Here is a 24,963-nt window from a genome sequence, read left to right on the forward strand (position 1 = left end):
GTGTATCAGATAAACTGATTTGTTGTGAACGAGGCTTGGGCATAACAATCACCACACTTATAAGAGGGTAAATTAAGTGTAGTTTATTGTTGAAAAAACAAACAAGTTATTATGGGTGGCTTAATTAGCATTTTAGGTGATTTATATAAGTAATTGAGCAATTGATCTTTATTTGCCTCAAACGAATAAAATGGTAGTACCTGTGTGATAATTGGTTTATCAAAATCACTTTGTAAAGTATCTAAAGCGCTGTTAACTTGTTGGTTTTGACTATCGTTATAGGTATATATCGCCGATCGTTATTTTTGACGCATAGAGTGGTTTGCTGTCGAGGCATGAGTATGTAAATGAATTTCAATCAAAGTCTGCAAAGAAACTATAGATTGAACAAAATAAACTTCAATCGCTTCAAATAACTCAGCATTATCATCGATTGAAGTAATCCAGCCTTGCTTTAACGCTTTGATACCAATAAGTGATTCAAAAACCCCTTCGGTACACCAATGGCAACCACCACCTAAACCAATCTTGCTGAAGTTTTCAGTATGCATAGTGTTATCTGTAGTTACTATTGAAGTTACTTTTATTAGCTCATTTTACTGAAGGTAATACCCAGTCACTTCGGGGAAAGTGGCAAGTATAACCATTTGGTATTCTTTGTAGATAATCTTGATGCTCTATTTCCGCTTCCCAAAAATCACCGGCAAGTGCTAACTCAGTAACTACAGTCCCAGGCCATAAACCTGATGCATTAACATCGCTTATCGTTTGCATCGCTACAGCATTTTGTTCAGCTGAACAGTAATAAATCGCTGAACGATATGAAGCACCTTTATCATTTCCTTGTTGGTGTTGTGTTGTTGGATCATGGATTTGAAAAAACAATTCAAGGATACTGCGAAAACTAACAATATTAGTATCAAATGAAATTTCTATGCCTTCTGCGTGACTGCCATGATTACGATAAGTTGCGTTGATGACATTTCCACCGGTATAACCCACTCGGGTTGACGTAACTCCGGGAAGCTTGCGTATAAGATCTTGTATACCCCAGAAGCAACCACCAGCTAAAATAGCGCGTTCAATTGTCATATCTATACATTCTCCACTTGATTAACGTATTCGCCATAACCATTAGTGACCATTTTATCACGATGAATAAAACGAAGTGATGATGAATTAATACAGTAACGTAACCCACCTTCGCTTGTTGGACCATCGTTAAATACATGTCCTAAGTGACTGTCCCCATGACCCGAGCGAACTTCAGTTCGAATCATGCCATGGCTGTTATCATTAATTTCTTTAACATTTTTTGTTTCTATCGGTTTGGTAAAGCTTGGCCAACCACAGCCTGATTCATATTTATCTGATGAAGCAAATAACGGCTCACCTGAAACAATGTCGACATAAATGCCTGGCGAAGTATTATTAAGGTGCGCTCCGCTACCCGCTTGCTCTGTACCATTTTCTTGTGTTACGCGATATTGTTCTTTGGTTAGTGCTGAAATTACTTCGGTGGATTTTTGATAGATTGTCATAACTTTCTGTCCTCGGCGTTTTGTCACATTTCATTGTGACGCTATAGGTATTCACTGTATGTAATAACGGTACTCGTTATTTTATTTTATTTTATTTTTTGATGTATTATTGCCTTACCAACATGACCAACATGACCAATCGACAATATGGGCAGTATGATTTCTGAAGCTATATCCCAATGATAATTGGCAAAAGCTTCTATAAAAGTGATCATCAACAGTTTAAAATTATGTTGCAATAATTTGAATGAATTCAGACAAAAAAAACTAGGCAAGCCAATAGCACCAGCTATTAGAATATCAAAACCTGTAGTTATTAATGCACTGACGGGTAGTGAAAAAAAGCATAAAGTACAAAATATAATGCATTATTTTTACCGATCTATCTAACAATACGTTATGAACAACGATTAAGGTCCAATTCGCAGCTTCAGTTTTCCTAGTATGGCAATATTAAGAGTAAGCAGTTAAGTAAGTCACCGCAATACTCCAGTGTAATATCGTTACCATAATGTCGTGTACCCATATTAGTTAATAGCTAGTTATTTAGATCTACCGTTTAATACTTATCTGTCTTTACCTCCAAGTGGGATATGACAACCTAAACACATTTGTAAACGATCTGATAAATCTACGCCTTGATACTTAATGATTCTACCATCAGAATAATACTCAGCCGAAAACCAATCACTATTAGTTGAGTCGTAGCCTTTTTCACGTTGAAAAATAATCGTAAGCGCGAAATAATTATCAGCTTGATCATCGCTATAAATTTTATGCGGTGTAAGTTCTTTTTTAGCTCCATAGTTATGCTTAACGATCAATTTTCATTTTTTCCCTTTTATTTCAGCGTTAATTGAGATAGCTTTTTGAATACTGCTATTGGGTCGGTTTCCTATAAATGAGTAACTGCGTTTACGCCCATTACCTATTAGTTGAGAATGTGGGCATATTTGCCTGCGATAAAAGTTATTTATAAAGCGATAAGAATGAGCCAGTTTAAGATTCGACCTTAATATAAAATCAAAAGAAAACAGCTCGATAAATTGTTTTTATTTAATTGGCTTAAGACTGTCTAAATGTCCACCACCAGCCTTCATTTTCATTCCTTTACCTTGACTTAATACAGGGTAATATTGAGTAAAAACAAAATCATCTACGGCAGCACCGGCATGACATGAATTACAAGATTTTGCAGGGAATGCTTTTGCTGTTTTTGATAGCGTTTTATGATCTGCACTTGAGAAACTAAAATATGCACAGTTACCGGGTTCATCTTTAAAATGTTTTTTACTTTTAATGGTCGCTTCAAGACCGATAAAGTCCCCCATAAAACATCCTCTGCCACTGACAGCAGATTTTGAGCCAACTGAAACTAGTTCTTTAATAATGATAGTACCCTCACGAAATTCACTTTTATTTTTCCAATGTTTTCAGCTCTTAGGATCAATATAAACATTATGAAGTTCAGGAAATGCAGCTTTGCCATTATTCATATCATTGGGGGGTGACGGGGGTGGCAACGTAGATCCATTCTCGATAGCCCATAGGGCGTTCTAGCTCACCATTTTTCATTACAAATGCTTCATTTGCATAAGTGGATCCTGAAAAAATGACTTGCACAAATAGTAAATATACTGCCACTAATATTTTATTCGCTTTCATAATATACTCTGATTTATTTCGTGTTAGCCACTATAACAATCATTGCTACTAACCCTTGGTATCTGAAATACTCAAAAATGTCGCTCATCAACTCAAATGTCCAATATCAGAATTTAATGTACTTGACGATGTTATAGATACGCTTCGTTTTCGTGGCAGTATATTCTTTCATTCGAGCCTTGCAGCTCCATGGGGAATATCATTATCATCAATTGTGATGCCCAGATTTCATATTGCGTTAGAAGGCGGTTTTATGTTGGGGCACAAACCAGTAATACTAATGTAGCGCCAATGGATATCGTCATGATGCCAGGCGGAGATCTGCATTGGATAGCAGACGAAATTGGAAGCAAATTGGTGCCGAGTGAACAAGCGGGGGACGCCTGTGCTTTAGGTATGCCACTTTTTCAACAAGGTGAGATAACCAATAAGATTATGTATGAAATAATTGAATACGATGAGGATATTGGATATCCTATTCTCAGTGCCTTACCCTCCATAGTTCAACTTTCCAATATTCAATCAAATGATAATATTTGGATGACAGTAAAGTTAATTGATGTGGAAATAAAGAGAACAAATAATAAAAAAAACAGTATTATCGACCGTTTAACTGAAGTCTTATTTATTCAATTATTAAACAGTTTTATTGAGAAAAATAATCACTAACAGGTTTCTTATCCGCGATTAAAGAACCTCGTTTAAATAAAATATTACAGCTCATCCATCAACACCCTCAAAGACAATGGACTCTCAATATTATTAGTGATGTTGTCGGTATGTCTCGTGCAACATTACAACGTAAATTCAAAGCTACCATCGTTGTTTCTCACATGGTTTATGTAAGCCGTTGGCGTATGGCAAAAGCTTATCAATTGTTAAATTATTCAAATTTATTACTTGAAGGAATTGCTGATCTCATTGGATTTTCAGACGCTCGAACACTTTCACATGCATTCAAAGATCACTATGATGATACCCCTAGCCAATTCCGTAAGAAATTAGGGCGATAAATATCATTATAAACGCTGTATTCCTCTTAATAAAGATAAGGTAAGTTTGTTTCAAACATTCAAAGCTGTACCTTAAAATAGATATTTTCACCAAAAATTGATACATAGCAAAAGTTATTTTTATAAATCCAACCTATAATGAGTCATATGGAAAAATTACCCAACAATCCGAAAATTGGCAGACAATTTCCTGAATTTAGCATGTCATCAATTAGAAAATTAATTCACTCACCTTTTCGTATTATGTATGTATTAAATAAAATAAGCATTCAGATTATTAGAGTCTGGCGGAGCAAAAGATTAATGCATTTACTGTTAGATTATTGAGTCAAAAATGATGTTCTGGTATCAATCTGTGAGTATGTAACGGCAATAAATAACGTTTAAATCCAAGTTATGACATGAACCACACTCTTAGTATCTAGCCTAATCCCCGTTAAACTGAGTAAATCTTATACCGAAAATTTTATTGTGATTTGGGTTGTTGAGGGTTCAAGTCCCTTTAGTTATAGGGCTTTTCTAAATTTCTCTTGAAAACCATCTAATAACGCCTATTTAGGTAATTTATCTAGGTGTTGCTGATTTTTTTGATTAAACTAACAGTAATTAAAGTAAGAAGTACACTGTAATGGAAAAACATCAACAATTATTAATTGCCTTAAGGAAAGTTATCCGGGCAATCGGTTTACATTCAAAACAACTGAATAAGACATCAGGTTTAACGACCCCACAATTACTAATTATGCTAGAAATTGATAAAACCTCTGGTATCAATTCAAGTCAAGTCGCTAAAAATGTTAATTTAAGTGCTGCTACCGTGACTAATATTTTGGATAGGCTAGAGAATAAAGGCCTAGTTTCAAGAGTACGTAGTACCCAAGACAAACGTAAAGTCAGTTTATATTTAACCGAGAATGGTAAAGCACTTTTACTCAACGCACCACAAGCTTTGCAAGAGCATTTCATTGAAAATTTTGCTAATTTGGCACAGTGGGAGCAATCACAGTTACTTTCATCTATGGAGCGATTGGCCGGTATGATGGATGCAAATGAAATAGATGCTGCCCCACTATTAGAACTTAATGCGATGAGCGCCAGCAGCACTCAGAAAGCTGACACACCTGATAAGTAAGTACAGCTCGGTTTAACCCGAGCTGTATTCAATTAGCGTAGCAAATGTAAGAAATGTAAATGCTTGTGGTATTGATCAATAATATTGTTGATCACTGCCGTTTTCGACCAGCCCATAATGTCATAGTCTTGCCCACCTTCGCCCAAGTGAACTTCAGCACGATAATAACTTTGCTCATCTTCCGCTTCATTGGCTTCAATAACATAGTCAGGTTGAGAGTACTTACGAGCTAACACCCGATAAACAAACTCTTGTGCTTCACCATGGTCAACAATTAACGTCAGCCCATCATCATTTGAGATTTCAACATTGATTTGGTTAGCTTGTAGCTCTTTAGCGACGGAGTCAAATGCTGGAATTACTGTCTGCGTAACAAACTTACTTACATTAGCTTTGTTGGGGAAATCGACAACATTTTTTAAGCGCATTTGCCAACTATCACTATTCTCATTACCTGAATGTGGGATTGCTGTGATTAGCTGACTATCCTGCTTAAAAGCTTCAACTTTTAACGATTTAATCAAGCCTGTAATGGCAAGCAATAACACGATAGTAAAAGGTAAAGCACTGGCAATAGTCATGGTTTGGAGGGCATTAAGACCACCTGCCAATAATAATATTGCCGCAACGATACCAATACCTACCGCCCAATACACACGTTGCCATAGCGGCGTATCATTTTTGCCATGCGAGCAAAGCATATCAACGACCATAGCGCCTGAATCACAGGAGGTGACAAAAAATATCACAATCATTAAGACACTAAAGAATGACAACACCGAAGATAATGGGAAGTTTTCAAGAAAGACAAATAAAGCAACAGATGAGTCTTTACTTACCATCTCACCTAATTCGACAATACCTTGATTATAGACCAAATCAATCGCACTATTACCAAAAATAGTCATCCAAAATAAAGTGAATACCGTGGGTATTAGCATAACGCCAACAATAAATTCTCTGATAGTACGGCCACGTGAAATCCTGGCAATGAACAAACCAACAAAAGGTGCCCACGCCAACCACCAGCCCCAATAGAATATTGTCCAGCCACCTATCCATTCAGTCTTTTTGTATGCGAATAAATTAAAGGTGTTATGAATGATATCCGCTAAATAGTCACCAATATTTTGTAAATAGGCTTGTAATAAAAATACTGTTGGACCGAGTACAAAAATTAATAATAACAAGATTACCGCTAAAACCATGTTGGTTTCAGAGAGTATTTTAATGCCCTTATCTAGCCCTGTGGCAACTGATATAACCGCAAGTGACGTGATACCAAACATAATAATTATTTGATTAATGACTGAGACTTCAATACCGAACAAATAACCAAAACCTGCATTAACTTGTGAGGCACCTAAGCCCAGGGAAGTAGCGACACCAAAGACCGTACTCACCACAGCAAAAATGTCGACTAAATGTCCTGGCCATTTATATATTCTATCCCCAATCAAAGGATATAGTGCAGAGCGTAACGTTAGCGGTAAATTATGACGATAACTAAAATAGGCTAATACTAAGGCAACAATGGCATAGATAGCCCAGGCATGAAGTCCCCAATGAAAAAATGTCATTTTCATTGCTTCTTGCACAGCTTCAACTGTACCTGTTTCTGCTGTCGGTGGTGACAAGTAGTGCATTAAGGGTTCTGCGACACCAAAAAACATTAAGCCAATGCCCATTCCAGCAGCAAAGAGCATCGACAGCCAAGAGACTAAGGTGTAATCAGGTGTTGAATGATCTGGACCTAACCGAATGTCGCCGTAACGAGAAACGCCTAAAAAGATAACAAAAAAGAAGATGAATGCGACAGTCAGTACATAGAACCAACTACCATTTTCAATAATACTCGTTTGAATAAGTGTAAATAAACTTTGCGCCTGTTGAGGTAGTGCAGCGGTATAAACTAACAAGGCAATAATAATAGCGGAGGCACTGCCAAATACCTTCTTGTTTAATTGACTCTTTACAGTTGTAGGCAAATTCTTCCCCTGATTTTAATTAGTATTGATATTATATCGACTTAAGCCATGCTGTAAACAATTGTGTATACGACACAAGGAAATTTAAAGAGGAATAAATGCTTTATTAGAAACACAAATACATCAACTAATACATAAAGATTTGTAAAAATTATCTATAAGTCCTATTTTTTGTTAAGCTATGCTTGAATAAATATAGTTAGAACTCTAATAATATCAACTCAAAACATAATCAAATACCAAGGGATACTTAATATGAAATTCACTAAGTTGCATTATGCTGTGCTTACAGCACTAGCTGCATCGAGCGCGCTCTCTGCAGAGGAAGTCAAAAAGCAACAAAAAGCAACGATAGAAGTTATTGAAGTTACTGCAACTAAACGCATTGAATCTATTCAAGATGTTCCTGTTACCGTTACCGCTTTAACGGGTGATAGTTTAGAAAAACTTGGGGTGTCAAATTTCGACGAATATGTAGAATTTTTACCTAATGTTGTTTTTCAGGGCACTGGCCCTGGACAGAATGAAATATATATTCGTGGTGCAGCTACCGCACAAACAAACATATCTGTTTCTTCAGTACAGGCATTGCAACCGTCAGTTGCTTTTTACTTAGACGAACAACCTGTTTCTATGCAAGGACGTAACTTAGATGTTTACGCGACTGATGTTGAACGTATAGAAGTTTTACCTGGGCCACAAGGCACACTTTTTGGTGCTAGCTCGCAATCGGGCACAGTTCGCTTGATTACCAAAAAACCAAACCATGATGGCTTTTCTGCCGGCTTTGATACCAGCACAAGTACCACAAAAGGTGGTGATTTAAGTAATTCTGTTGAAGCTTATTTCAATATGTCTCTAACAGATTCACTTGCCGTTCGTGTTGCTACTTACAATGATCACCAAGGTGGTTGGATAGATAATATTCGCAATGTTCCTGGTCAAGGTGGTTATAACGGTAGTGCGGTAGTTATTGATAGAATTTCTGCTAATTTTGCTAAACTAGCAGATCCTGAAAATACACCGGTAACTGCTCCACAAAATGATGCTTTAGTCGAGGACGACTTTAACACGGCCAATTATGCTGGTGCACGTTTTGGTGCCTCATACTTGATCAATGACGAATGGAACCTTTTAGTTCAACACACTCAACAATCTCTCGATACTGAAGGTGTGTTTTCTTATGATCCAAATCTTGAAGGCCAAACATCAACAAACCGTTTTGTACCAGAAAATAACAATGATGACTTTGGTTTAACCACGTGGACACTAGAGGGCCGCCTTGAGCAACTTGATATCGTTTATACTGGTGGTTACTTAGACAGAGATATTAATTCAACGATTGATTACACCGGTTATACTAATGGTGGCCAATTCTCTGCTTATTACGTTTGTAATTATGCAAGTGCACCTGAAGCACAAGAATGTCTTGACCCAACTAAGTATTACAAAGAAGAAACGAGTACCTCTCGTACCACCCACGAACTTCGATTCAATACTCCAGCTGACAATGCTTGGCGTATAACGGCTGGTGTTTTTTATGACACACAAGAAGTATCATCAGTGGGTCAATTTAAAATAGCCAATACCGAACTTTTTCCTGATTTAAAAAGAAAACTTGTTGGTAGTGAAGGTATTAACAGTAATGGTGGACCTTTCCCTGCTGAAGTGAGCTTTGTTAATGATGTTACCCACACGATAGATCAAGTCGCGGTATTTGGTCAGTTTGCTTATGACATAACCGACACCGTTACTGCAAGTTTTGGTGCACGTTGGTATCAAATTGATGACATTTACAAAGGGTCAACAACAACCGCTGATGTTAGTGGTCGATTACGTGCCTTTGGTGACGGAAGTGACGCTGCCTTGAACGAATTTTTTGGTGAAGAAGAAGCAACTGCTATTAAAGAAGCTATTGCTAGCGGTCAGTTAGACACAAGTCTACTTGACAATAGTGGTAAATTAACCGTAGATGATACAATTATTAAAGCCTCGGTTGATTGGAAGGTAACTAACGATGTGATGGTCTTTGCTTCCTATTCTGAAGGTTTTAGACCGCCGGTAACTAACCGTGTAGGTGGTGGTGCTGCTGCAAACCAAGAAGGCGCTTTTGAAGGTTTTCGTATACCCGTATACTCAACTACCGATAGCTTAGATAACGTTGAAGTTGGTTTTAAATCAACCTTGTTTGAGCAAACATTACGTTTTAATGCAACCGCTTATTATTCAAAAATATCTGATCTACAGACCTCTCGCTATGATCCAACCAATATCAGTTTCTTAGTATTTACTGATAACGTAGGTGATGCAGAGATCAAAGGTATTGATGGTGATTTTAGTTGGGTAGTGACTGACAACTTAGTGATCTCGGGCGCGTTCAGCTTAATTGATACTGAATTAACATCAGTTAATGACGTACTTGATGGCATTGCACCAAGTGTGGGTAGTAGATTACCTTATTCAGCTAAATTTTCAGGCAACCTACAAGCAGAATATTACTATAATATCTCTGGTGATTTAACCGGTTATGTCAACGGTTCAATTAGTTATACCGGCGAAAGACTTGCGGGTATGGCGATGGATGCTTACATGGTCGAAGATGCGACTAATTTAGTTTATGGCACAGGTTCAGGTTTAAGTATTCAAAAAGAAGCTGATGTTTATAAAGGTGTTAACTATCAAAGTAGTAACGGAGAAACCTTTGCCGGTGGTCGTTACATCCAAGATAGTTACGTTTTGGCCAACTTAAGCTTTGGTGTGACTAACGACGAATGGAAAGCAGAAGTTTTTATTGATAACTTAACTGATAAAAGCGCTATTCTGTACGTAGATACACAACAATATACGCCAAAAGTTGTTTCTAACAGACCTCGTACCGTAGGCTTTAGATTCTCGTATGATTTTTATTAAGCGTTAATATTACTTAACTTTTAACTAAAAACGAAATAAAGCCGCTTGAACTTTGTATCAAGCGGCTTTTTATTGATAGAGTATCTCATCAAAGCAAGACCACTTGTTAACCTGCCTTGGAGCAAAATCGTTGAACAACACAACTTTCCCCCCGATTGAAACACACTTAAAATCGATTCAAACCTTAATCCAAACAGCAAAATTTAACGAAGCGATTGCACAAAGTAAAGCACTACAACAACAAGTTACCAAACAACAAGACCACATTGAATTATGGTATTTAATGGCTATTGCCCAGCGCTATAGCAAAGAATTTACCCAAGCACTCACCAGTATTAACGCGTTACTTGAACTTGATACCCTGCACAGCCGAGCAAATCAAGAACAAGGTTATACGCATTTGGCCTTAAACAAGGTTAAGCAAGCTAAATTATCCTTTGAAAAAGCCGTACAACTTAATCCAAGTTTAGTGGGTAGTTGGCATGAACTGATTCAACTTTATCGACAAGACGGCCAACAAGAACAGGTGCAAAAGGCAGCTAACCATCTCGAAAAATTAAAAAAATTACCACCGGCTTTACTGGCAGTTACCGAATTAAGGTATGAAGGGAAATTATTAAAAGCTGAGCAAATTTGTCGACATTTTTTACAGAACAACAAGCGTCATGTTGATGGCATGTGCTTACTTGCTGAAATAGGTATGGAGCTAAAGGTTTATGACGATGCTGAATTTTTACTGGCTAGCGCCCTTGAATTAGCCCCTGATCATATTCATGCACGCTCTCAATATCTAAACCTTCTTATCCGTTTAGGAAAATATAAAGCCGCAGAGCAGCAGGTTGAAATATTACTACTGACACAACCAGACAATCTTAGCTATAAGATAGCCAAAGCCAATGCATTGACCGGCTTAGGTAAAATAGAACAAGCTATTACTTTGTTTGATCAAGCCATCAAACAAGATAACAAGATCCCCGGTTTCTATTTACAACTTGGTCATGCACTAAAAGCTCAAGGCGATATCAAAAAAGCGGTTGCTGCTTACCAAAAAGCTTATCAATTAAACCCGAGCTACGGTGATGCATTTTGGAGTTTAGCCAATACGAAAACCTACCGCTTTAGTGATGAAGAAATCACCAAAATGCAACACCAGCGCACGGATGAGAATTTGGCGATAACCGACAAAGTGCAATTACATTTTGCTACCGGTAAAGCCTTTGAAGACAGAGAAGACTATCAGCAAGCCTTTGAAGCTTATCAGCAAGGTAATGAATTACAGCATGCTAGCAACGGCTTTGACATTAATAAAATAGAACAACAAGTCGCTGAACAAATAAAATACTGTACCCACGAGTTATTTGAAGTTCGTCGCAATTTAGGTCTTAACTCACCTGACCCTATTTTTATTGTTGGTTTGCCCCGTGCAGGTTCAACCCTGCTTGAACAAATACTGGCTTCACACAGTCAAGTTGATGGCACGATGGAACTACACAATATTTTAGGCTTAGCGTCGAGGTTACGCGGACGCGAGAATAATAAAAATGATCAGGAAAGTCATAAAGAAAGCCAATACCCCAAAAATTTAGCTGAAATTAATCCGACATATTTTAAACGCTTTGGTCAACAATTTATTGATGAAACACGTGTATACCGTGAGCAAGCACCACTTTTTATTGACAAAATGCCTAACAACTTTTTACACATAGGTTTGATTAAATTAATACTGCCAAACGCGAAAATTATTGACGCAAGACGCCAACCAATGGCTTGTTGCTTTAGTGGTTTTAAGCAATTATTTGCCGAAGGACAAGATTTTAGTTACAACCTTGAAGACATTGGACGTTATTATCAAGCTTATTTAAAATTAATGGCCCATTGGGACCAGGTATTACCTGACTTCGTATTAACCGTTAATCATGAAGATGTGGTTGATGACTTAGAAAAGCAGGTCAGAAGAATACTTGATTTTTGTGGCTTAAGCTTTGAACAATCGTGTGTTGATTTTCATAAAACCAAACGCACCATTAAAACCCCAAGCTCTGAGCAAGTCCGTCAGCCAATTTACAAAAGTGCTACCGAGCAATGGCGTCACTTTGAACCTTACTTAGCGCCATTAAAAAAAGTATTAAACATCGAATAACCTGTTGTTATTAAGAGATTAGTAAATATTTAAAACCATTATATAAACTGTTATAGTGAATAAATAAACAGCGAAATAACACCTTCGCTAAAAAAGGATTTTGTGAGAACAAGCTAAAATGAACCACTTTGATAACAAAAAATTTCATCAACCTCATGTCATTTCATTATTTGCATTAGTGGGTATGTCGATAACGGCTGTTATGGGAATTGTTGGTCTTTTTAACAAAAATTTTGTTTTAGCGATATCGTTATTCATCGCCAGCTTTATTTATTTCATCGGTTATTACGCCTACAAAAAATTTAACAATGTTAAATTAAGCTCCGCAATTATTCTATATTCTTTATATATATTAATGTTTTATCTTATATATACTGGTGGCGTTGAGAATACAGGTCCATTATGGGTGTTTATTGTTGCTCCTGTTTCAGTATTTGTTCATGGCTTAAAACGTGGCCTGATAGATCTGATGTTCTTTGTAATAATATCTATCGGGATCATGAGTATACCAGCGGAAATTATTTCTCATGCTGCCTACAGCACTGAATTTAAATTACGCTTATTATACTCTTTTTTAACCGTGACTTTTCTTTCTGCTCTATATGAATATTCAAGAGATCAATCTTATCAGCACACCTTAAAATTAAGTGAGAAATACCAACGCTTGGCGCATTTAGATCCCCTAACCCAATTATCTAATCGCCGTGCTGCGCTTACCCTGTTAAAACGAGAACAAGCACGTGTCATTCGAAGTAAAGAATCTTTATCTATTATTTTATGTGACATTGACCACTTTAAAAAAATTAATGATAAGTACGGTCATAATGCGGGTGATGCAGTATTAATTGAGTTAGCAAAAATATTTACCAACGGTTCGAGGGAGCAAGATTGTATTGCTCGTTGGGGCGGAGAAGAGTTTTTATTTATTTTACCGCAAACCCAAGCCGAAAGTGCCCATGTTTTAGCAGAAAAAATCCAAGAAAAACTCCAACACCATATCGTTCATTATGAAGGCCATGATATTAATGTCAGGATGAGTATGGGCATTGAGCAATTCAAAGACAACCAAACCATTGATGAAATGATCAACTGTGCAGATAAGCAGCTTTACCAAGCGAAGAATGCTGGCAGAAATCAAATTTTTCCAAAATTTTAAATTTGCTGTTTTATCACACGGTAATCAAAGGATTATGGCGCCTGATCAGCATAGCTTAAAATCAAAATATGCCCATCATACAATGTATTTAGTACAAGCCTCGTAAAGCTCTTGTAGTTGTACAGGTTTGCTTAGCACGCGGTCAAAGCCTATCTCTTTATATAACTCAACATCTTCACTCATAACATTTGCCGTTATCGCAACAATTGGAATATTAGAGCTTGCTCTAATAATTTTACAGACTTCAACGCCATCCATTACCGGCATTTGAATATCCATAAAGATAACCTTAGGATGATGGGTTTTAAACAGTTCGATACATTCAGTGCCATTTTTCGCCATTAGTATATTGGCACTGGTCGGCGCCATTAACTTATTAAATATGGTGCGATTAATGGCAGTATCCTCAGCAAGTAAAATAGTGATGTTATTTAATTGCGGTGTCGCCAAAAGTACTTTTTCTTTCAATATTTTCTGTTTATTTGTTCGAGTCAAAGGTAAAGAAATAACGAAACAACTCCCTTCACCTAACTTGCTTTGCACCTCTATATTGCCCCCCATCATTTTAGCTAAATTCAAAGCGATATTAACACCTAAACCTCTGCCACCATATTTTCTGGTCGTCGACTTATCCGCTTATTCAAAACGGTCAAAAATACTGCTCAATGCATATTCAGACATGCCTATGCCCGTGTCGATCACCTTAATAACGACTTATTGTGAGCCACTAATATTAATATCTACGCTACCTTGATGAGTAAGTTTAAGTGCATTAGAGATAATATTAATCAAGACCTGTTTTACTCTCGTTACATCACCTAGCCAATATTGATGAAAATGATCATCAAAGTTCAATGCTAATGTGATTGAATTTTCGACCGCTATGGGTTTAAATTCATTATAAAGATTGTTGAGCAGTTCCTTTAAATCAAAAGAATTGTCCTCAAATTCTACTTTGTCGGCCTCAATTTCAGAAAAATCCAAAATATCATTCAAAATGGTTAATCAGGGAACCACCATTCTTCACGTGTTGTCGCATCATGAGAACCTACATCGATAATGCCACCTTCATCTATCATGCGGGTATACATTTTCTCCATGGTGCCTTACCACTCTTCGATTTGTACGTGCGCTAAACCACGTTGCAGTGCCCCCCATTGAGCACCTGTGGTTTTTTTTGAAAAATAACAGAGTAGCCCATACCCTCAAATAATCCGGCTGCAATATGAGATAAAACCAACTAACTTGTCCAATCGTTTAAGACAACTTTTATCGGTTCGTCATTACGAAGGTTCTGCGCTTGAGAGGAAGTAAACGTCAGTAGGTTAAAAATAATGAATAACAACAGTATGAGTTTTGTTTTGTTTCAATATTGCACTAACTATAGACAGGTTTTCGATAAATTATAGGTAATAATTATGTGAAAATCTTACTTTTAGCGCTAATAACAGCACAATCTATCTTTGGTCGTAGATATTTGATTGTTTACCGATTTTACTTTTGTGTAATAGGCCATATCAGGCTAATCTAGGATCACACAAAAATAGGATAGTACTTATGAAACAGTCGATGATAATCAACGGAAAAGCTCATGAAATTACGGTAGATGGTGATATGCCACTTTTATGGTTTCTTCGAGACAACTTGGAGTTCACTGGCACCAAGTTCGGCTGTGGTAGTGGTTTGTGTGGTGCTTGTACCGTTCACGTTGATGGCCAAGCCATACGTTCATGTATTACTCCCGTAAGTACCTTGGTTGATAAAAAAATCACCACCATTGAAGGACTATCCGAAAAGGGTGATCACCCGCTACAAAAAGCTTGGTTAAATAATAATGTTCCCCAATGTGGATATTGTCAGGCCGGACAAATTATGAATGCGGCTAGCTTGTTAGCGGTTAATACTTCCCCCACTGAAGCTGAAATTGATACGGCAATGCAAGGTAACATTTGTCGTTGCGGTACCTACCAACGCATTAAAAAAGCCATCGTTGAAGCTGCTGACACGTTAAGTAAAGAGGTTTAGTATGACCATTTCAAATGTAAGCCGTCGTAATTTTTTAAAAACAGCCGGTTTAGCCACCGGTGGTTTAGTGATAAGTGTCGCTCTACCGATGAATGCCTTAGCAGAAAAGGGCATTATCAAAGACAGTGGTGGTGAACTTAACGCTTTTATTCACCTGGCTGAAAATGGCGATACTATTATCTATTGTGGCCGCTGCGAAATGGGCCAAGGAATTAGTACTGCCCTGCCTTCTGCTGTCGCTGATGAAATGGAAGCTGATTGGCAGCGTGTTACAGTAAAACAAGGTGACGCCAACGAAAAATATGGTCCACAAGCAACAGGTGGCTCAGCGAGTATCCGCGTAATGTACCAGCCTATGCGTGAAGCTGGGGCGACAGCAAAAGCAATGTTAATTGCCGCAGCAGCAAAAGTGTGGAAAACCTCTCCTGAAAACTGCTTTGCCCAAGCACATTTTGTTATTAATAAAACCAATCAACAAAAACTCGCTTATGGTGAATTAGCAAGTGTTGCCGCCAATATGCCAGTACCTGAAAAACCTGTGCTTAAAAACAAAAGTGACTTTAATTACATAGGTAAAGAATTACCTCGTCATGATCAGGCAGCAGTGGTGGTCGGTAAACGTATTTATGGTGTCGACACTAAACTACCCGGCTTAAAATATGCGGCCATGATCCATTGCCCTGTTTTAGGTGGTGCCTTGAAAAGCTTTGATAAAACCGAGGCTTTAAAAATGAAAGGTGTTATTGACGTTATCGAAATTCCACGTTTTAATATCCCGTTTGGTTCTATTGGCGGTGTTGCCGTAGTAGCTGACAATAGCTGGACGGCACAACAAGCGGTGAAAAAGTTAAAAATAACTTGGGATTTAGGCGAAAATGCTATTTACGACACCAAAGAATATAAACAGCAACTGGTTAAAAATGTTGAAAAACCAGCAACGTTAGCTGCTGAACGTGGTGATATTGAAAAAGCGTTTGGCGCAGCAAAACATAAGATGTCAGCCACTTATACCGGAGGACATCTTTCACATGCACCGATGGAGCCTAATGCGAGTGTCGTATGGGTACAAAAAGACTCCTGTGAAGTATGGGCGTCAACACAAAGCCCTGCCGATATTCAAAAAGTATTAGGGCAATACTTAACACGCGAGCCAAAAGATATCGTAGTGCATGTAGCAATGGCCGGTGGTGCTTTTGGTCGTAAATTTAAGTGTGACTACGTTCATGAAGCCGCTGTTATTTCAGAAAAGACTGGCGTGCCAATTCAGCTGACGTGGACCCGCGAGGAAGATATGCGTACGGGCTATTATCACTCGATAAATGCCCAACATATTGAAGCATCTATGGACGACCAAGGAAACGTAACAGGTTGGTTACATCGCGCCGCCTTTCCGTCAATATCAACCTTATTTGACCCTTCGTTGGTTAGAACACCGGCGAATAGTTTAGAAGATATTACTAATCATTTATTTGGTATTGAGAATTGTCGTATCGAATCAGGTGATGCCAAAGCTCATACGCGTATTGGTTGGTACCGTGCAGTTTATGCTATTTTCTATGGCTTTGCTTTTAGTACCTTTGCCGACGAATTAGCGTACAAAGCAAATAAAGATCCTTTGTCTTTTGTTAATCAAATTTTTGATAACAATAAAAATAAAGAACAGCAAGCAAACGTCAAACGAGCTAAAGATATTCTCGCCATTGCTGCTGAAAAATCAGGCTGGGAGAACCGTAAATTACTACCAAAAGGACAAGCTATTGGTTTAGCGGTGCATTATAGTTTTCAAAGTTTTGTTGCCATGGCAGTACATGTTGAAGTCAACGGTGATGATATTAAAGTATTAAATGTAGACTGTGCGATAGATTGTGGCCAAGTACTGAACCTTGATGGCGCAACCGCGCAAATGGAAGGTGCTGTTGTTATGGGCATGTCATTAGCATTAAGCACTGAGATAACCTTTAGAGAAGGTGCTGTGGTTAATTCAAATTTTCATGATTACCCCGTGATGCGTATTACCGATATGCCAAATGTTAGGGTTCATATTCCTGATTCAGATGAAAGCCCAACAGGATTAGGCGAACCGGGTGTTGCTCCTTTTGCACCCGCATTAAGCAATGCTGTCTTTGCCGCTTCAGGTAAGCGCTATAGAGATTTACCTTTTAAACCGATGTCAGTGTAAGGATTAAATGAACGTTTTATTGTTAATTTTTTTATATTGTTGTAGCAATTTCGAGCAACAACACGTATTGCTCAGCAAGGACTTTTCCCTATGAGCAATCATTTATCGCACTTATTAGCGCAATGGTACCCGCATCGAGATAACGCTGACTGGGTACTTGCTACTATTTACCAAACCGAAGGCCCGTGTTACAGAAAACCCGGAGCTATGATGTTATTTAGTAGCCAAGGTGATCAATTAGGTATGCTCAGTGGTGGCTGTTTAGAGTCAGATATTGGTGTTAATGCCAGAAAAGTTATGCAAACGAACAAGTCAATGTTGGTTTGCTATGATGGAACAGACGAAGATGATATGTCTTTTCATCTGGGTATTGGCTGTGGCGGCACAATTTATATAATGTTACAGCAAGTCAATAACGCTAATGACTATTTATCATTGGCGCAAGTCTACGATGCACTTAAGCATCGTATTTCTGGCTACCTTTATCAAAGTATTGTCAAGCAAGGCAATGATGCGCAAGCTTATTTTGAAGCGGCAAAAGTAACGAATATAGCGGCAACAGCGACATTAATTTCCTCCCCCTTAAATAACGATGACAAAACAAACTGGTTAGCAACGCCGATTGTACCCGAGCCTCACCTGCTAGTTGTTGGCGGAGGTATTGACGCGCGTCCACTGGTCAATATGGCTGAACAGCTAGGTTGGAAAGTATCGTTGTGGGATCCACGTCCCGCCAATGCTCGAAAAGAATATTTTTCAAATGTTAGCCATATTATAAAAGGCGAAGCCAAAGTACTGACCACCTTTGCTGCAGAAAAAGATGTTAACGCCGCCATATTAATGAGCCATAACGTCTCGATTGACGCACAAGCTCTAAAAGCTTTAGCTAACACCAATATTCAATATTTAGCTTTGCTTGGTCCAAACAATAGAAAGCAGCAAGTTATTACTCAGGCTGAAGTTGTCGAGCGATCCTTATCGTTTACATTCGCCGGCCCTGCGGGTCTTGAAATCGGTGGAACCTTGCCTGAGAGTATAGCCTTGTCGATACTTGCCGAATGCCATGCCAGCCTATTTAACAAAAGTGCTCAGTCAATTAGCCATGTACTTTAGTCGCCGCCATCGAACAATAACACCATGAAACACCCTGATTATAACTTGAAAATAGTGCTACTGGCGGCAGGTAAAAGTGAACGTTTTAACGGCATTAAGGTACTCGCAAAACTACAGCAGCAAGAAACGTCAATGACTTTGCTCGAACATGCTTTACAACAACTTTTTTTGGCACTTAAGACACTGAATATCAGTAACAAAAATATTCGTGTCGCCACAGGGCGTTATCATCAACAAATAAGCGAATTATTAGACGACCCCAACCTCTTAGATTATTGCGAAGCGGCTCATTTAGGCTTAGGACACACTATTGCGCAGTCAGTGAATAATCTACTCAATGACCATAAGTGTATTAGCCATATAATGATTACTCTGGCTGACCAAGTTGCCTTGAATGCCGATGATTATAGCCTATTGATAAAACAGTCTTTGGCTTTACCAGACAAATTAGTTTGTGCAAAAGCAGGAGAAGAGTTAATGCCCCCCGCTATATTTCCTTACACTTATTTTACTGAATTAGCTCAGTTAAAAGGTGATAAAGGTGCTAAACCTATTTTGTATAACAATAAGGATAAGCTAGAAACTGTCAGTATTGCCCACGCTGAAAAAGATATAGACACCCAGCAAGATCTACTTGACTGGCATAACAATAATGATGGCATTTTATGACAAGTATACTCACTGAAGATTTATCAATCATCGGCTTTGACAATGTTATTTTCACCTTCTATTTGTAGCCAAAACTAACGACAATTAATAACCCTGTCAATGAAGTGGGAAGCATGTCAGCAAAACTAGTACTCAAGGGTGTTTTTCAAATAGAAAGCGTCGACATACAAGATCTATTCGCCCCTAATTTAGTTGTCAATAATGCGTTAATTCTATTGCCGGTTAGGCTCAAAGCTATCATATTCTAGCAGGTTAACCTTTAAGTCTTCCCAGTTTGCTTTTGAAGTGACAAAATTGTGCGAGCTAGGTCTTTCTATAATATCAGAATCAACTATACCTAAACGAAGTCTAAGCCTTGTTGGGTCTTGCTCATTTGAACTAAAAACAGGCGAACCACATTTTGAACAAAAGTGACGACTTCTACCTGGCTTGAAGGCAAAGGTTATTAAAAAATCTTCACCTGAAGTGATTTCAAAATCAGCGGTATTAATAAAACCATTGGTAGCAAAAGCCAACCCACTATTCTTTCGACATAATGAACAATGACAGTGAATAATATCACTTATTGCCCCACTAATTTTAAGGTTTATCGTGCCACACAAACACTGACCTAAATACATATAATCCACCCCTTTGGTTTGACACAGCATTAGCCTTGAGTCTCAGTAATCGTTATAGATTCTATCAATAACTTGTCATTATTATCATCTAAAAAAAGCGATATAGATAAATAGGCCGTTTCATCCCAAACCCAGTAATTATCTGCTTATTATTACCGATATAAACCATAGATAGGGTTCGTCTCCTCATAAATAAAACGGCTACAAATAGCGCTTTATTCATCGTGCTTTGTTAATACATAAAGATGCTGTAATAAAAAAGCACTTAACGTTCTCGGCTATTTATATTAAAATTGTTAGCTTAAGCAGCGATTGTCTGCACGTTTTATGCTTTAGGATTTTAATGCGTTTTTTTAAATTATTACTACTTTTCATCTTTATTTCAGGTTGTGCAACTATCACTTATATTGAGCTTGATGACCGTTACGGCTTTTCAAACCCAATTCATCGCAGCAATGTTACGACTATAACGCCACAACAAAGCGAGCTGTTTCATAATCAAGTGCGACCAATTTTAGAAAATCGCTGTATTGTTTGTCATGGCTGTTACGATGCACCTTGCCAATTAAAAATGGAATCTATTGCCGGTATTGAACGAGGCGCCAATAAAACTGTTGTTTATGATGGTGCACGTTTACAAGCGATCCCGGTAACTAATATCCAAGGTAATCCTAAAACAATTGACCAATGGCGTAGTGAAGAGTTTTATCCCATTTTAAATGAACGCCAGCAATCACCACAAGCCAACTTAGCCAGCAGCTTGATGTATCAAATGCTACAGCTAAAGCGTAATAATCCATTACCTGACGAGGTGATTTTATCGAAAGCATTTGATGTGAGTCTAAACCGCCAGCAAGAATGCCCCACCATAGATGAATTCAAACATTATCAAGAAAATAACCCTTTAGGTGGCATGCCTTACGCTTTACCTAATTTACCTGATGATGAATACCAACAATTAACGCTATGGTTAGCTGAAGGTGCAAAAATGCCTGCGCCTACTGCACCAAGTGCGACTGAGCTTGTTATGGTTGAAAAATGGGAGACTTTTTTAAATGGCGACTCTAAAAAAGAACAGCTCGTTGGCCGATATCTTTACGAACACTTATATTTAGCCAATTTATATTTTGACGCTAGCCAGCAAAGCTTTTTTAATATCGTTCGTTCAAAAACACCACCCACACAAGCGGTGCAAATTATTACCACTCGTCGCCCATTTGAAGACCCTAACGTTGAGCGCGTTTATTACCGTTTACAGAAAAAACAAGCCACTGTTTTAGCAAAACGTCATATGCCTTACCGTTTTGATTTAGCGAAACTTACTCGCTATAAAGCGCTGTTTTTTAGCCCCGGTTACACAGTAGAGGAACTCCCTGGCTATAAACTAAAATATGCATCAAACCCTTTTATTACCTTTCAGGCATTGCCTCTTGAATCTCGTTATCGTTTTTTGCTTGATGAAGCGCAATTTTCAATTATGAATTTCATTAAAGGACCGGTTTGCCGAGGCCAAATTGCCCTGAATGTTATTGAAGACCAATTCTGGGTGGCCTTTGAAAACCCAGAGAATATTGATATGTTTGGTATTAACAAATTTTTAGTTGAACACAGCAAACTATTACAATTTCCAGCCGCAACCAGCAGCAGCGTATTATCGATTCTAGATTGGCGCGAATATACCAGTCGACAAAAAGAATATGTCGCAGCGAAAAAAGCCTTTATTGAAAGCCTTGATCTGCGAGCTGGCAATATTGATCTTGATTTAATTTGGAGTGGTGAAAATAATCCTAACGCTGCACTGACTATTTTCCGGCATTTTGACAGTGCTTCAGTGGTTAAAGGTTTTGTTGGCAAGCCACCCAAATCTGCTTGGGTGATTGGTTACCCACTACTTGAGCGCATTCATTACTTATTAGTTGCTGGATTTGATGTTTATGGCGATGTTGGTCATCAATTAAAAACCCGTTTATATATGGACTTTTTACGTATGGAGGGTGAATCAGCTTTTTTAATGTTATTGCCCCAGAAAGTTCGAAAAGAGACCCACGACCTATGGTATCGCGAGACAAGTTCGGATGTTAATGACTATAATTTTTTAACTAACTTCGCTGATTTGCCCGATTCGGGGATTGAATACCAAACTGACCAACCCCAAGCAGAGTTATACCAACTGCTCAAAGAGCATACCGCAACAACACACAATAATAGTCATCAATTAACGTCGTCAATTAATGACTATAAATTCAAACGCCTGGAAAATTTAACTGGTGAAAGTGTTTCTTTACTACCAGAAGTCAGCTTTGTTGTCGTAAATGATAGCAACACAAGTCAGGTATTTACCCTGTTGAGAAATTCTGCCCATAGTAATGTAGCGCATTTGTTTGCAGAGAAAAAGCGTCGACTACATGCAGAAGATACGCTCACCCTAGCCAGAGGTGCCATAGGGACTTACCCGAAAGCGTTTTTTAATATTAGTCAGCAAGAAGTGGCTGAATTTATTGTTGCTATAGAAAATATGAAAACAAAAGATGATTACTTTAATTTGAAAAGTCGTTATGCGGTCAGACGTACCAATACAGACTTTTGGACGTTTTCCGACAAACTACATCAGCAACTAAACAATGATCAAGGTATTGAGTTTGGTTTATTAGATTACAATCGTTTGGAAAATAAGTAATAGCACTAAAAAAAGGCAAAAAAAAGGCGTTTCTTGAAACCAAGAAACGCTTTATAAAAACATAAACACTAAGGGAAATAAACTCTCGTATAATAAGAGCCCCTATTGCCTGATAAGTTCAAATTAATTTAAATAAATTAATTATTTATTTATTTCAGCGTGAAATCAAAAATAATTTCATAGCCCTCTTCACTGTATATTCCCCGACGATAACGCCATTTTGATAACGCTTTTCTAGCAGAGATATTAAGCTCGCGATTAACACTCGACTCGACAGTGCTAATATTTAAAACTTCACCTTGTGGCGAAATACTATAAGCCAGCTTTACGGTACCTGATTGTTGGGCTCTAATTGCGTCAACCGAATATTTTGGTTGCTCTTGATAGAGTGGCACCAAAGATAACATTGGTGGTTTAATATCGGCGGTCACTGAAACAGTGACAACATCAATAGGCAGTGAAACAATTAAGGTCTCTGGTCTATTATTAGCTCCAAGAGCAACTTCATTCGCAGATTGAGCAGGAACAACATAGGGTTGTTTGGGTGCTAATGGCGGTATAACAACCGCAATAAATTTATCTTCTGGGATTATTTCTTGAAATTTAACAACACTTAGCTTTGTTGGCGATTTTGGCGCTGTTTGGAGGTTCACTTGCTTAGAAAAATGACTTATCACAGCTAAAATACTAAAGGAAGCTACGCCTCCTAAAAATAAGATGCTCAATAACTGCATTAGGCTATATCGCGATTTTTTACTTTTTTGCAAAGCTGACAAGTGAATTTCTGGTGCTATGACTTGTTGCTTTCTTTGTTGATAAAGTGAGGCGATTTCTTCATCACAGGATGGGTGTTTCATGATTTATCTTCCAATAAATTTTTAATATAAGTTCTGGCATAACGTAAACGGCTTTTAATCGTTTCAAAGCTTTCACCGGTTAATTCGGCAATTTGTTCAAGTGAAAAACCTTCTTGTTGAAAAATAAAAGCTTCTCGCTGGTAAAAAGGCAATAAGGTAATCGCTCGATTGAAAAGGGCTAATCTATCGATATACTCAAATTGTTGCTCTAGTGAGTGATTATCGGTCTGCGACAATAGTTGTATATCTGTGGCCGCCCCCTGCTCATCAAGGGATTGTGTTTGCCAACGATTTTGCCTTCTTAATTCATCAATTAAGGTATTTCTAGCAATGGTAAACAACCAGCTTTTAACATTGCTGTGTGCTGGATGACTCGCTTTAATGTTCATCACCTTTAACCACATCGACTGAATAATATCTTCAGCGGTTTCTTTATCAGACTGGCTCAGTAAATAATGATAAATTGGCTGATTAAATTGCTTTACCAGCAAAGTAAAATATTTATCTTTGCTGGTGGCAATATAACGCGTTATTAATATTTCAGGGCTGATAGTTGGATTAAACCAACCCTTAACCATAGAAGGTAACTTCAAAGGCGCATCCTAACTTTGTTGATCCATAGAAAAATCTAATTGTACGGTACGACCTTTTTGATAGACCGCTGCTCCATCAACCGATTTTGCCTGATATTTCCATTTTCTTAAAGCATGTCTAGCTGCTTTATCAAAAATACGTTTTGGCTGGGCGTCAATCACTGAGATATTCACAACTTTACCGACTTCATTAATATCAAAAGCTAATTGCACCCAGCCTTCAGTTCCTTTTCTCATAGCTTCTATTGGGTATTTAGGATTAACACGTACGATGGGGCGAGCCTCATTATTATTCATCCCTTGGTATTGCTTAAAGCCAGTACTACCTCCCGTCATTGAGATTGGAGCTGATCGGTAGGATAAATTGTGCGTGTCACTTGCAACATCAATTGTCACAACATTTCTTGGCATAGGCTCTGGTGGTGCTGGTGGTTCAAGCTTTACCTTATCGATTTCAATAACTTTTGAATCTTTAGGTAATTGTGCCACTTCAACAATAACATCGGTTAATGGCTTGGTAATATTTACACTGTCGCTACTGATTAAATACGCCATAAAAGCAAATAAACTGAAAGTAATAATAACTGCCAAGCTGATATAAGATAATAATTTAGCCATAGTAATTCCTTTATTTAACAAACAAAAAACAGATATAAGCGCTAAATTGCTACTTATACAGGTAAAA

The 24,963-nt window shown here is 37.9% G+C and carries 24 protein-coding genes and 2 pseudogenes; 13 read left to right on the forward strand and 13 right to left on the reverse strand.

Annotated elements, in window-relative coordinates:
* Window positions 1-83: 83 nt before the first annotated feature.
* The 5 genes and pseudogenes from H4J67_RS16825 to H4J67_RS20820 form a co-directional block, all read right to left on the reverse strand.
* Window positions 84-551 (reverse strand): annotated as a pseudogene (locus H4J67_RS16825) (peptide-methionine (S)-S-oxide reductase).
* Between the two features lie 40 nt (window positions 552-591).
* On the reverse strand, window positions 592-1,092 hold the full coding sequence (gene msrA, locus H4J67_RS16830; protein ID WP_182204405.1) for a peptide-methionine (S)-S-oxide reductase MsrA: 501 nt from the start codon (window positions 1,090-1,092) through the stop codon (window positions 592-594).
* Window positions 1,093-1,094: 2 nt separating this feature from the next.
* Window positions 1,095-1,541 (reverse strand): peptide-methionine (R)-S-oxide reductase MsrB, encoded by a 447-nt coding sequence (gene msrB, locus H4J67_RS16835; RefSeq protein ID WP_182204407.1) that lies wholly within the window; start codon window positions 1,539-1,541, stop codon window positions 1,095-1,097.
* Between the two features lie 566 nt (window positions 1,542-2,107).
* Window positions 2,108-2,365 (reverse strand): hypothetical protein, encoded by a 258-nt coding sequence (locus H4J67_RS16840; RefSeq protein ID WP_182172476.1) that lies wholly within the window; start codon window positions 2,363-2,365, stop codon window positions 2,108-2,110.
* Between the two features lie 228 nt (window positions 2,366-2,593).
* Window positions 2,594-2,935, reverse strand: coding sequence for a cytochrome P460 family protein (locus H4J67_RS20820; RefSeq protein WP_310740638.1), 342 nt, complete (start codon window positions 2,933-2,935; stop codon window positions 2,594-2,596).
* 326 nt (window positions 2,936-3,261) lie between these two features.
* Between H4J67_RS20820 and H4J67_RS21300 the strand changes: the two genes are divergently transcribed.
* The 5 genes from H4J67_RS21300 (at window position 3,262) to H4J67_RS16870 (ending at window position 5,351) form a co-directional block, all read left to right on the forward strand.
* The gene (locus H4J67_RS21300; RefSeq protein ID WP_182204409.1) at window positions 3,262-3,492 is read left to right on the forward strand and encodes a cupin domain-containing protein; all 231 of its coding nucleotides are present in this window, start codon (window positions 3,262-3,264) and stop codon (window positions 3,490-3,492) included.
* Window positions 3,493-3,497: 5 nt separating this feature from the next.
* A complete protein-coding gene (locus tag H4J67_RS21305; RefSeq protein ID WP_182204410.1) occupies window positions 3,498-3,875 on the forward strand; it encodes a cupin domain-containing protein in 378 nt (125 codons plus the stop codon).
* A 110-nt stretch (window positions 3,876-3,985) separates the two neighbouring features.
* Window positions 3,986-4,219, forward strand: a complete 234-nt coding sequence (locus tag H4J67_RS16860; protein ID WP_182172472.1) for a helix-turn-helix domain-containing protein — start codon at window positions 3,986-3,988, stop codon at window positions 4,217-4,219.
* A gap of 147 nt (window positions 4,220-4,366) precedes the next feature.
* The gene (locus H4J67_RS21310) at window positions 4,367-4,546 is read left to right on the forward strand and encodes a type II toxin-antitoxin system RelE/ParE family toxin (RefSeq protein ID WP_182172470.1); all 180 of its coding nucleotides are present in this window, start codon (window positions 4,367-4,369) and stop codon (window positions 4,544-4,546) included.
* A gap of 301 nt (window positions 4,547-4,847) precedes the next feature.
* A complete protein-coding gene (locus H4J67_RS16870) occupies window positions 4,848-5,351 on the forward strand; it encodes a MarR family winged helix-turn-helix transcriptional regulator (protein ID WP_182172468.1) in 504 nt (167 codons plus the stop codon).
* Window positions 5,352-5,383: 32 nt separating this feature from the next.
* Here the strand turns inward: H4J67_RS16870 and H4J67_RS16875 are convergent, their stop codons facing one another.
* Window positions 5,384-7,339, reverse strand: coding sequence for a choline BCCT transporter BetT (locus H4J67_RS16875; protein WP_182172466.1), 1,956 nt, complete (start codon window positions 7,337-7,339; stop codon window positions 5,384-5,386).
* Window positions 7,340-7,594: 255 nt separating this feature from the next.
* Between H4J67_RS16875 and H4J67_RS16880 the strand changes: the two genes are divergently transcribed.
* The 3 genes from H4J67_RS16880 (at window position 7,595) to H4J67_RS16890 (ending at window position 13,545) form a co-directional block, all read left to right on the forward strand.
* Window positions 7,595-10,249 (forward strand): TonB-dependent receptor, encoded by a 2,655-nt coding sequence (locus tag H4J67_RS16880; RefSeq protein WP_182172463.1) that lies wholly within the window; start codon window positions 7,595-7,597, stop codon window positions 10,247-10,249.
* Window positions 10,250-10,379: 130 nt separating this feature from the next.
* Window positions 10,380-12,389 carry a tetratricopeptide repeat-containing sulfotransferase family protein gene (locus tag H4J67_RS16885; RefSeq protein WP_182172460.1) on the forward strand — a complete coding sequence of 670 codons (2,010 nt, stop codon included), beginning with the start codon at window positions 10,380-10,382 and terminating at the stop codon, window positions 12,387-12,389.
* A gap of 118 nt (window positions 12,390-12,507) precedes the next feature.
* Window positions 12,508-13,545 carry a GGDEF domain-containing protein gene (locus tag H4J67_RS16890; RefSeq protein ID WP_259368651.1) on the forward strand — a complete coding sequence of 346 codons (1,038 nt, stop codon included), beginning with the start codon at window positions 12,508-12,510 and terminating at the stop codon, window positions 13,543-13,545.
* A 75-nt stretch (window positions 13,546-13,620) separates the two neighbouring features.
* On the opposite strand, the gene H4J67_RS16895 is transcribed toward H4J67_RS16890, so the two are convergent.
* From H4J67_RS16895 to H4J67_RS16900, 3 genes and pseudogenes are all read right to left on the reverse strand, one after another.
* On the reverse strand, window positions 13,621-14,040 hold the full coding sequence (locus H4J67_RS16895; protein WP_259368657.1) for a response regulator: 420 nt from the start codon (window positions 14,038-14,040) through the stop codon (window positions 13,621-13,623).
* Window positions 14,041-14,046: 6 nt separating this feature from the next.
* Window positions 14,047-14,160 (reverse strand): annotated as a pseudogene (locus H4J67_RS20830) (ATP-binding protein); the annotation flags it as partial.
* A 99-nt stretch (window positions 14,161-14,259) separates the two neighbouring features.
* Window positions 14,260-14,529 carry a HAMP domain-containing sensor histidine kinase gene (locus H4J67_RS16900; protein ID WP_182204414.1) on the reverse strand — a complete coding sequence of 90 codons (270 nt, stop codon included), beginning with the start codon at window positions 14,527-14,529 and terminating at the stop codon, window positions 14,260-14,262.
* 573 nt (window positions 14,530-15,102) lie between these two features.
* On the opposite strand from H4J67_RS16900, the gene H4J67_RS16905 reads away from it, so the two are divergent.
* The 4 genes from H4J67_RS16905 (at window position 15,103) to H4J67_RS16920 (ending at window position 19,531) form a co-directional block, all read left to right on the forward strand.
* Complete coding sequence (locus tag H4J67_RS16905) at window positions 15,103-15,570, forward strand: (2Fe-2S)-binding protein (protein ID WP_259368652.1); 468 nt, start codon at window positions 15,103-15,105, stop codon at window positions 15,568-15,570.
* A 1-nt stretch (window position 15,571) separates the two neighbouring features.
* A complete protein-coding gene (locus H4J67_RS16910) occupies window positions 15,572-17,749 on the forward strand; it encodes a xanthine dehydrogenase family protein molybdopterin-binding subunit (RefSeq protein ID WP_182204416.1) in 2,178 nt (725 codons plus the stop codon).
* Window positions 17,750-17,839: 90 nt separating this feature from the next.
* On the forward strand, window positions 17,840-18,862 hold the full coding sequence (locus H4J67_RS16915; RefSeq protein ID WP_182204418.1) for an XdhC family protein: 1,023 nt from the start codon (window positions 17,840-17,842) through the stop codon (window positions 18,860-18,862).
* 24 nt (window positions 18,863-18,886) lie between these two features.
* The gene (locus H4J67_RS16920; protein WP_182204419.1) at window positions 18,887-19,531 is read left to right on the forward strand and encodes an NTP transferase domain-containing protein; all 645 of its coding nucleotides are present in this window, start codon (window positions 18,887-18,889) and stop codon (window positions 19,529-19,531) included.
* A 212-nt stretch (window positions 19,532-19,743) separates the two neighbouring features.
* Here the strand turns inward: H4J67_RS16920 and H4J67_RS16925 are convergent, their stop codons facing one another.
* Window positions 19,744-20,151, reverse strand: a complete 408-nt coding sequence (locus tag H4J67_RS16925) for a GFA family protein (RefSeq protein WP_182204421.1) — start codon at window positions 20,149-20,151, stop codon at window positions 19,744-19,746.
* Between the two features lie 343 nt (window positions 20,152-20,494).
* On the opposite strand from H4J67_RS16925, the gene H4J67_RS16930 reads away from it, so the two are divergent.
* Complete coding sequence (locus H4J67_RS16930) at window positions 20,495-22,828, forward strand: fatty acid cis/trans isomerase (protein ID WP_182204423.1); 2,334 nt, start codon at window positions 20,495-20,497, stop codon at window positions 22,826-22,828.
* A 149-nt stretch (window positions 22,829-22,977) separates the two neighbouring features.
* Here H4J67_RS16930 and H4J67_RS16935 read toward each other — a convergent pair whose 3' ends face one another.
* From H4J67_RS16935 to H4J67_RS16945, 3 genes are read right to left on the reverse strand one after another with little or no spacing between them, the layout of a single operon-like run.
* Window positions 22,978-23,685, reverse strand: a complete 708-nt coding sequence (locus H4J67_RS16935) for an energy transducer TonB (protein ID WP_182172436.1) — start codon at window positions 23,683-23,685, stop codon at window positions 22,978-22,980.
* Window positions 23,682-24,278 (reverse strand): sigma-70 family RNA polymerase sigma factor, encoded by a 597-nt coding sequence (locus H4J67_RS16940; RefSeq protein WP_182172434.1) that lies wholly within the window; start codon window positions 24,276-24,278, stop codon window positions 23,682-23,684. The genes H4J67_RS16935 and H4J67_RS16940 overlap by 4 nt, the downstream gene beginning before the upstream one ends.
* Before the next feature lie 9 nt (window positions 24,279-24,287).
* The gene (locus H4J67_RS16945) at window positions 24,288-24,896 is read right to left on the reverse strand and encodes an energy transducer TonB (protein ID WP_182204424.1); all 609 of its coding nucleotides are present in this window, start codon (window positions 24,894-24,896) and stop codon (window positions 24,288-24,290) included.
* Window positions 24,897-24,963 lie beyond the last annotated feature (67 nt).

This window comes from Colwellia sp. BRX10-4, from assembly GCF_014077465.1.
In the GTDB taxonomy this organism is placed as follows: Bacteria; Pseudomonadota; Gammaproteobacteria; order Enterobacterales; family Alteromonadaceae; genus Colwellia_A.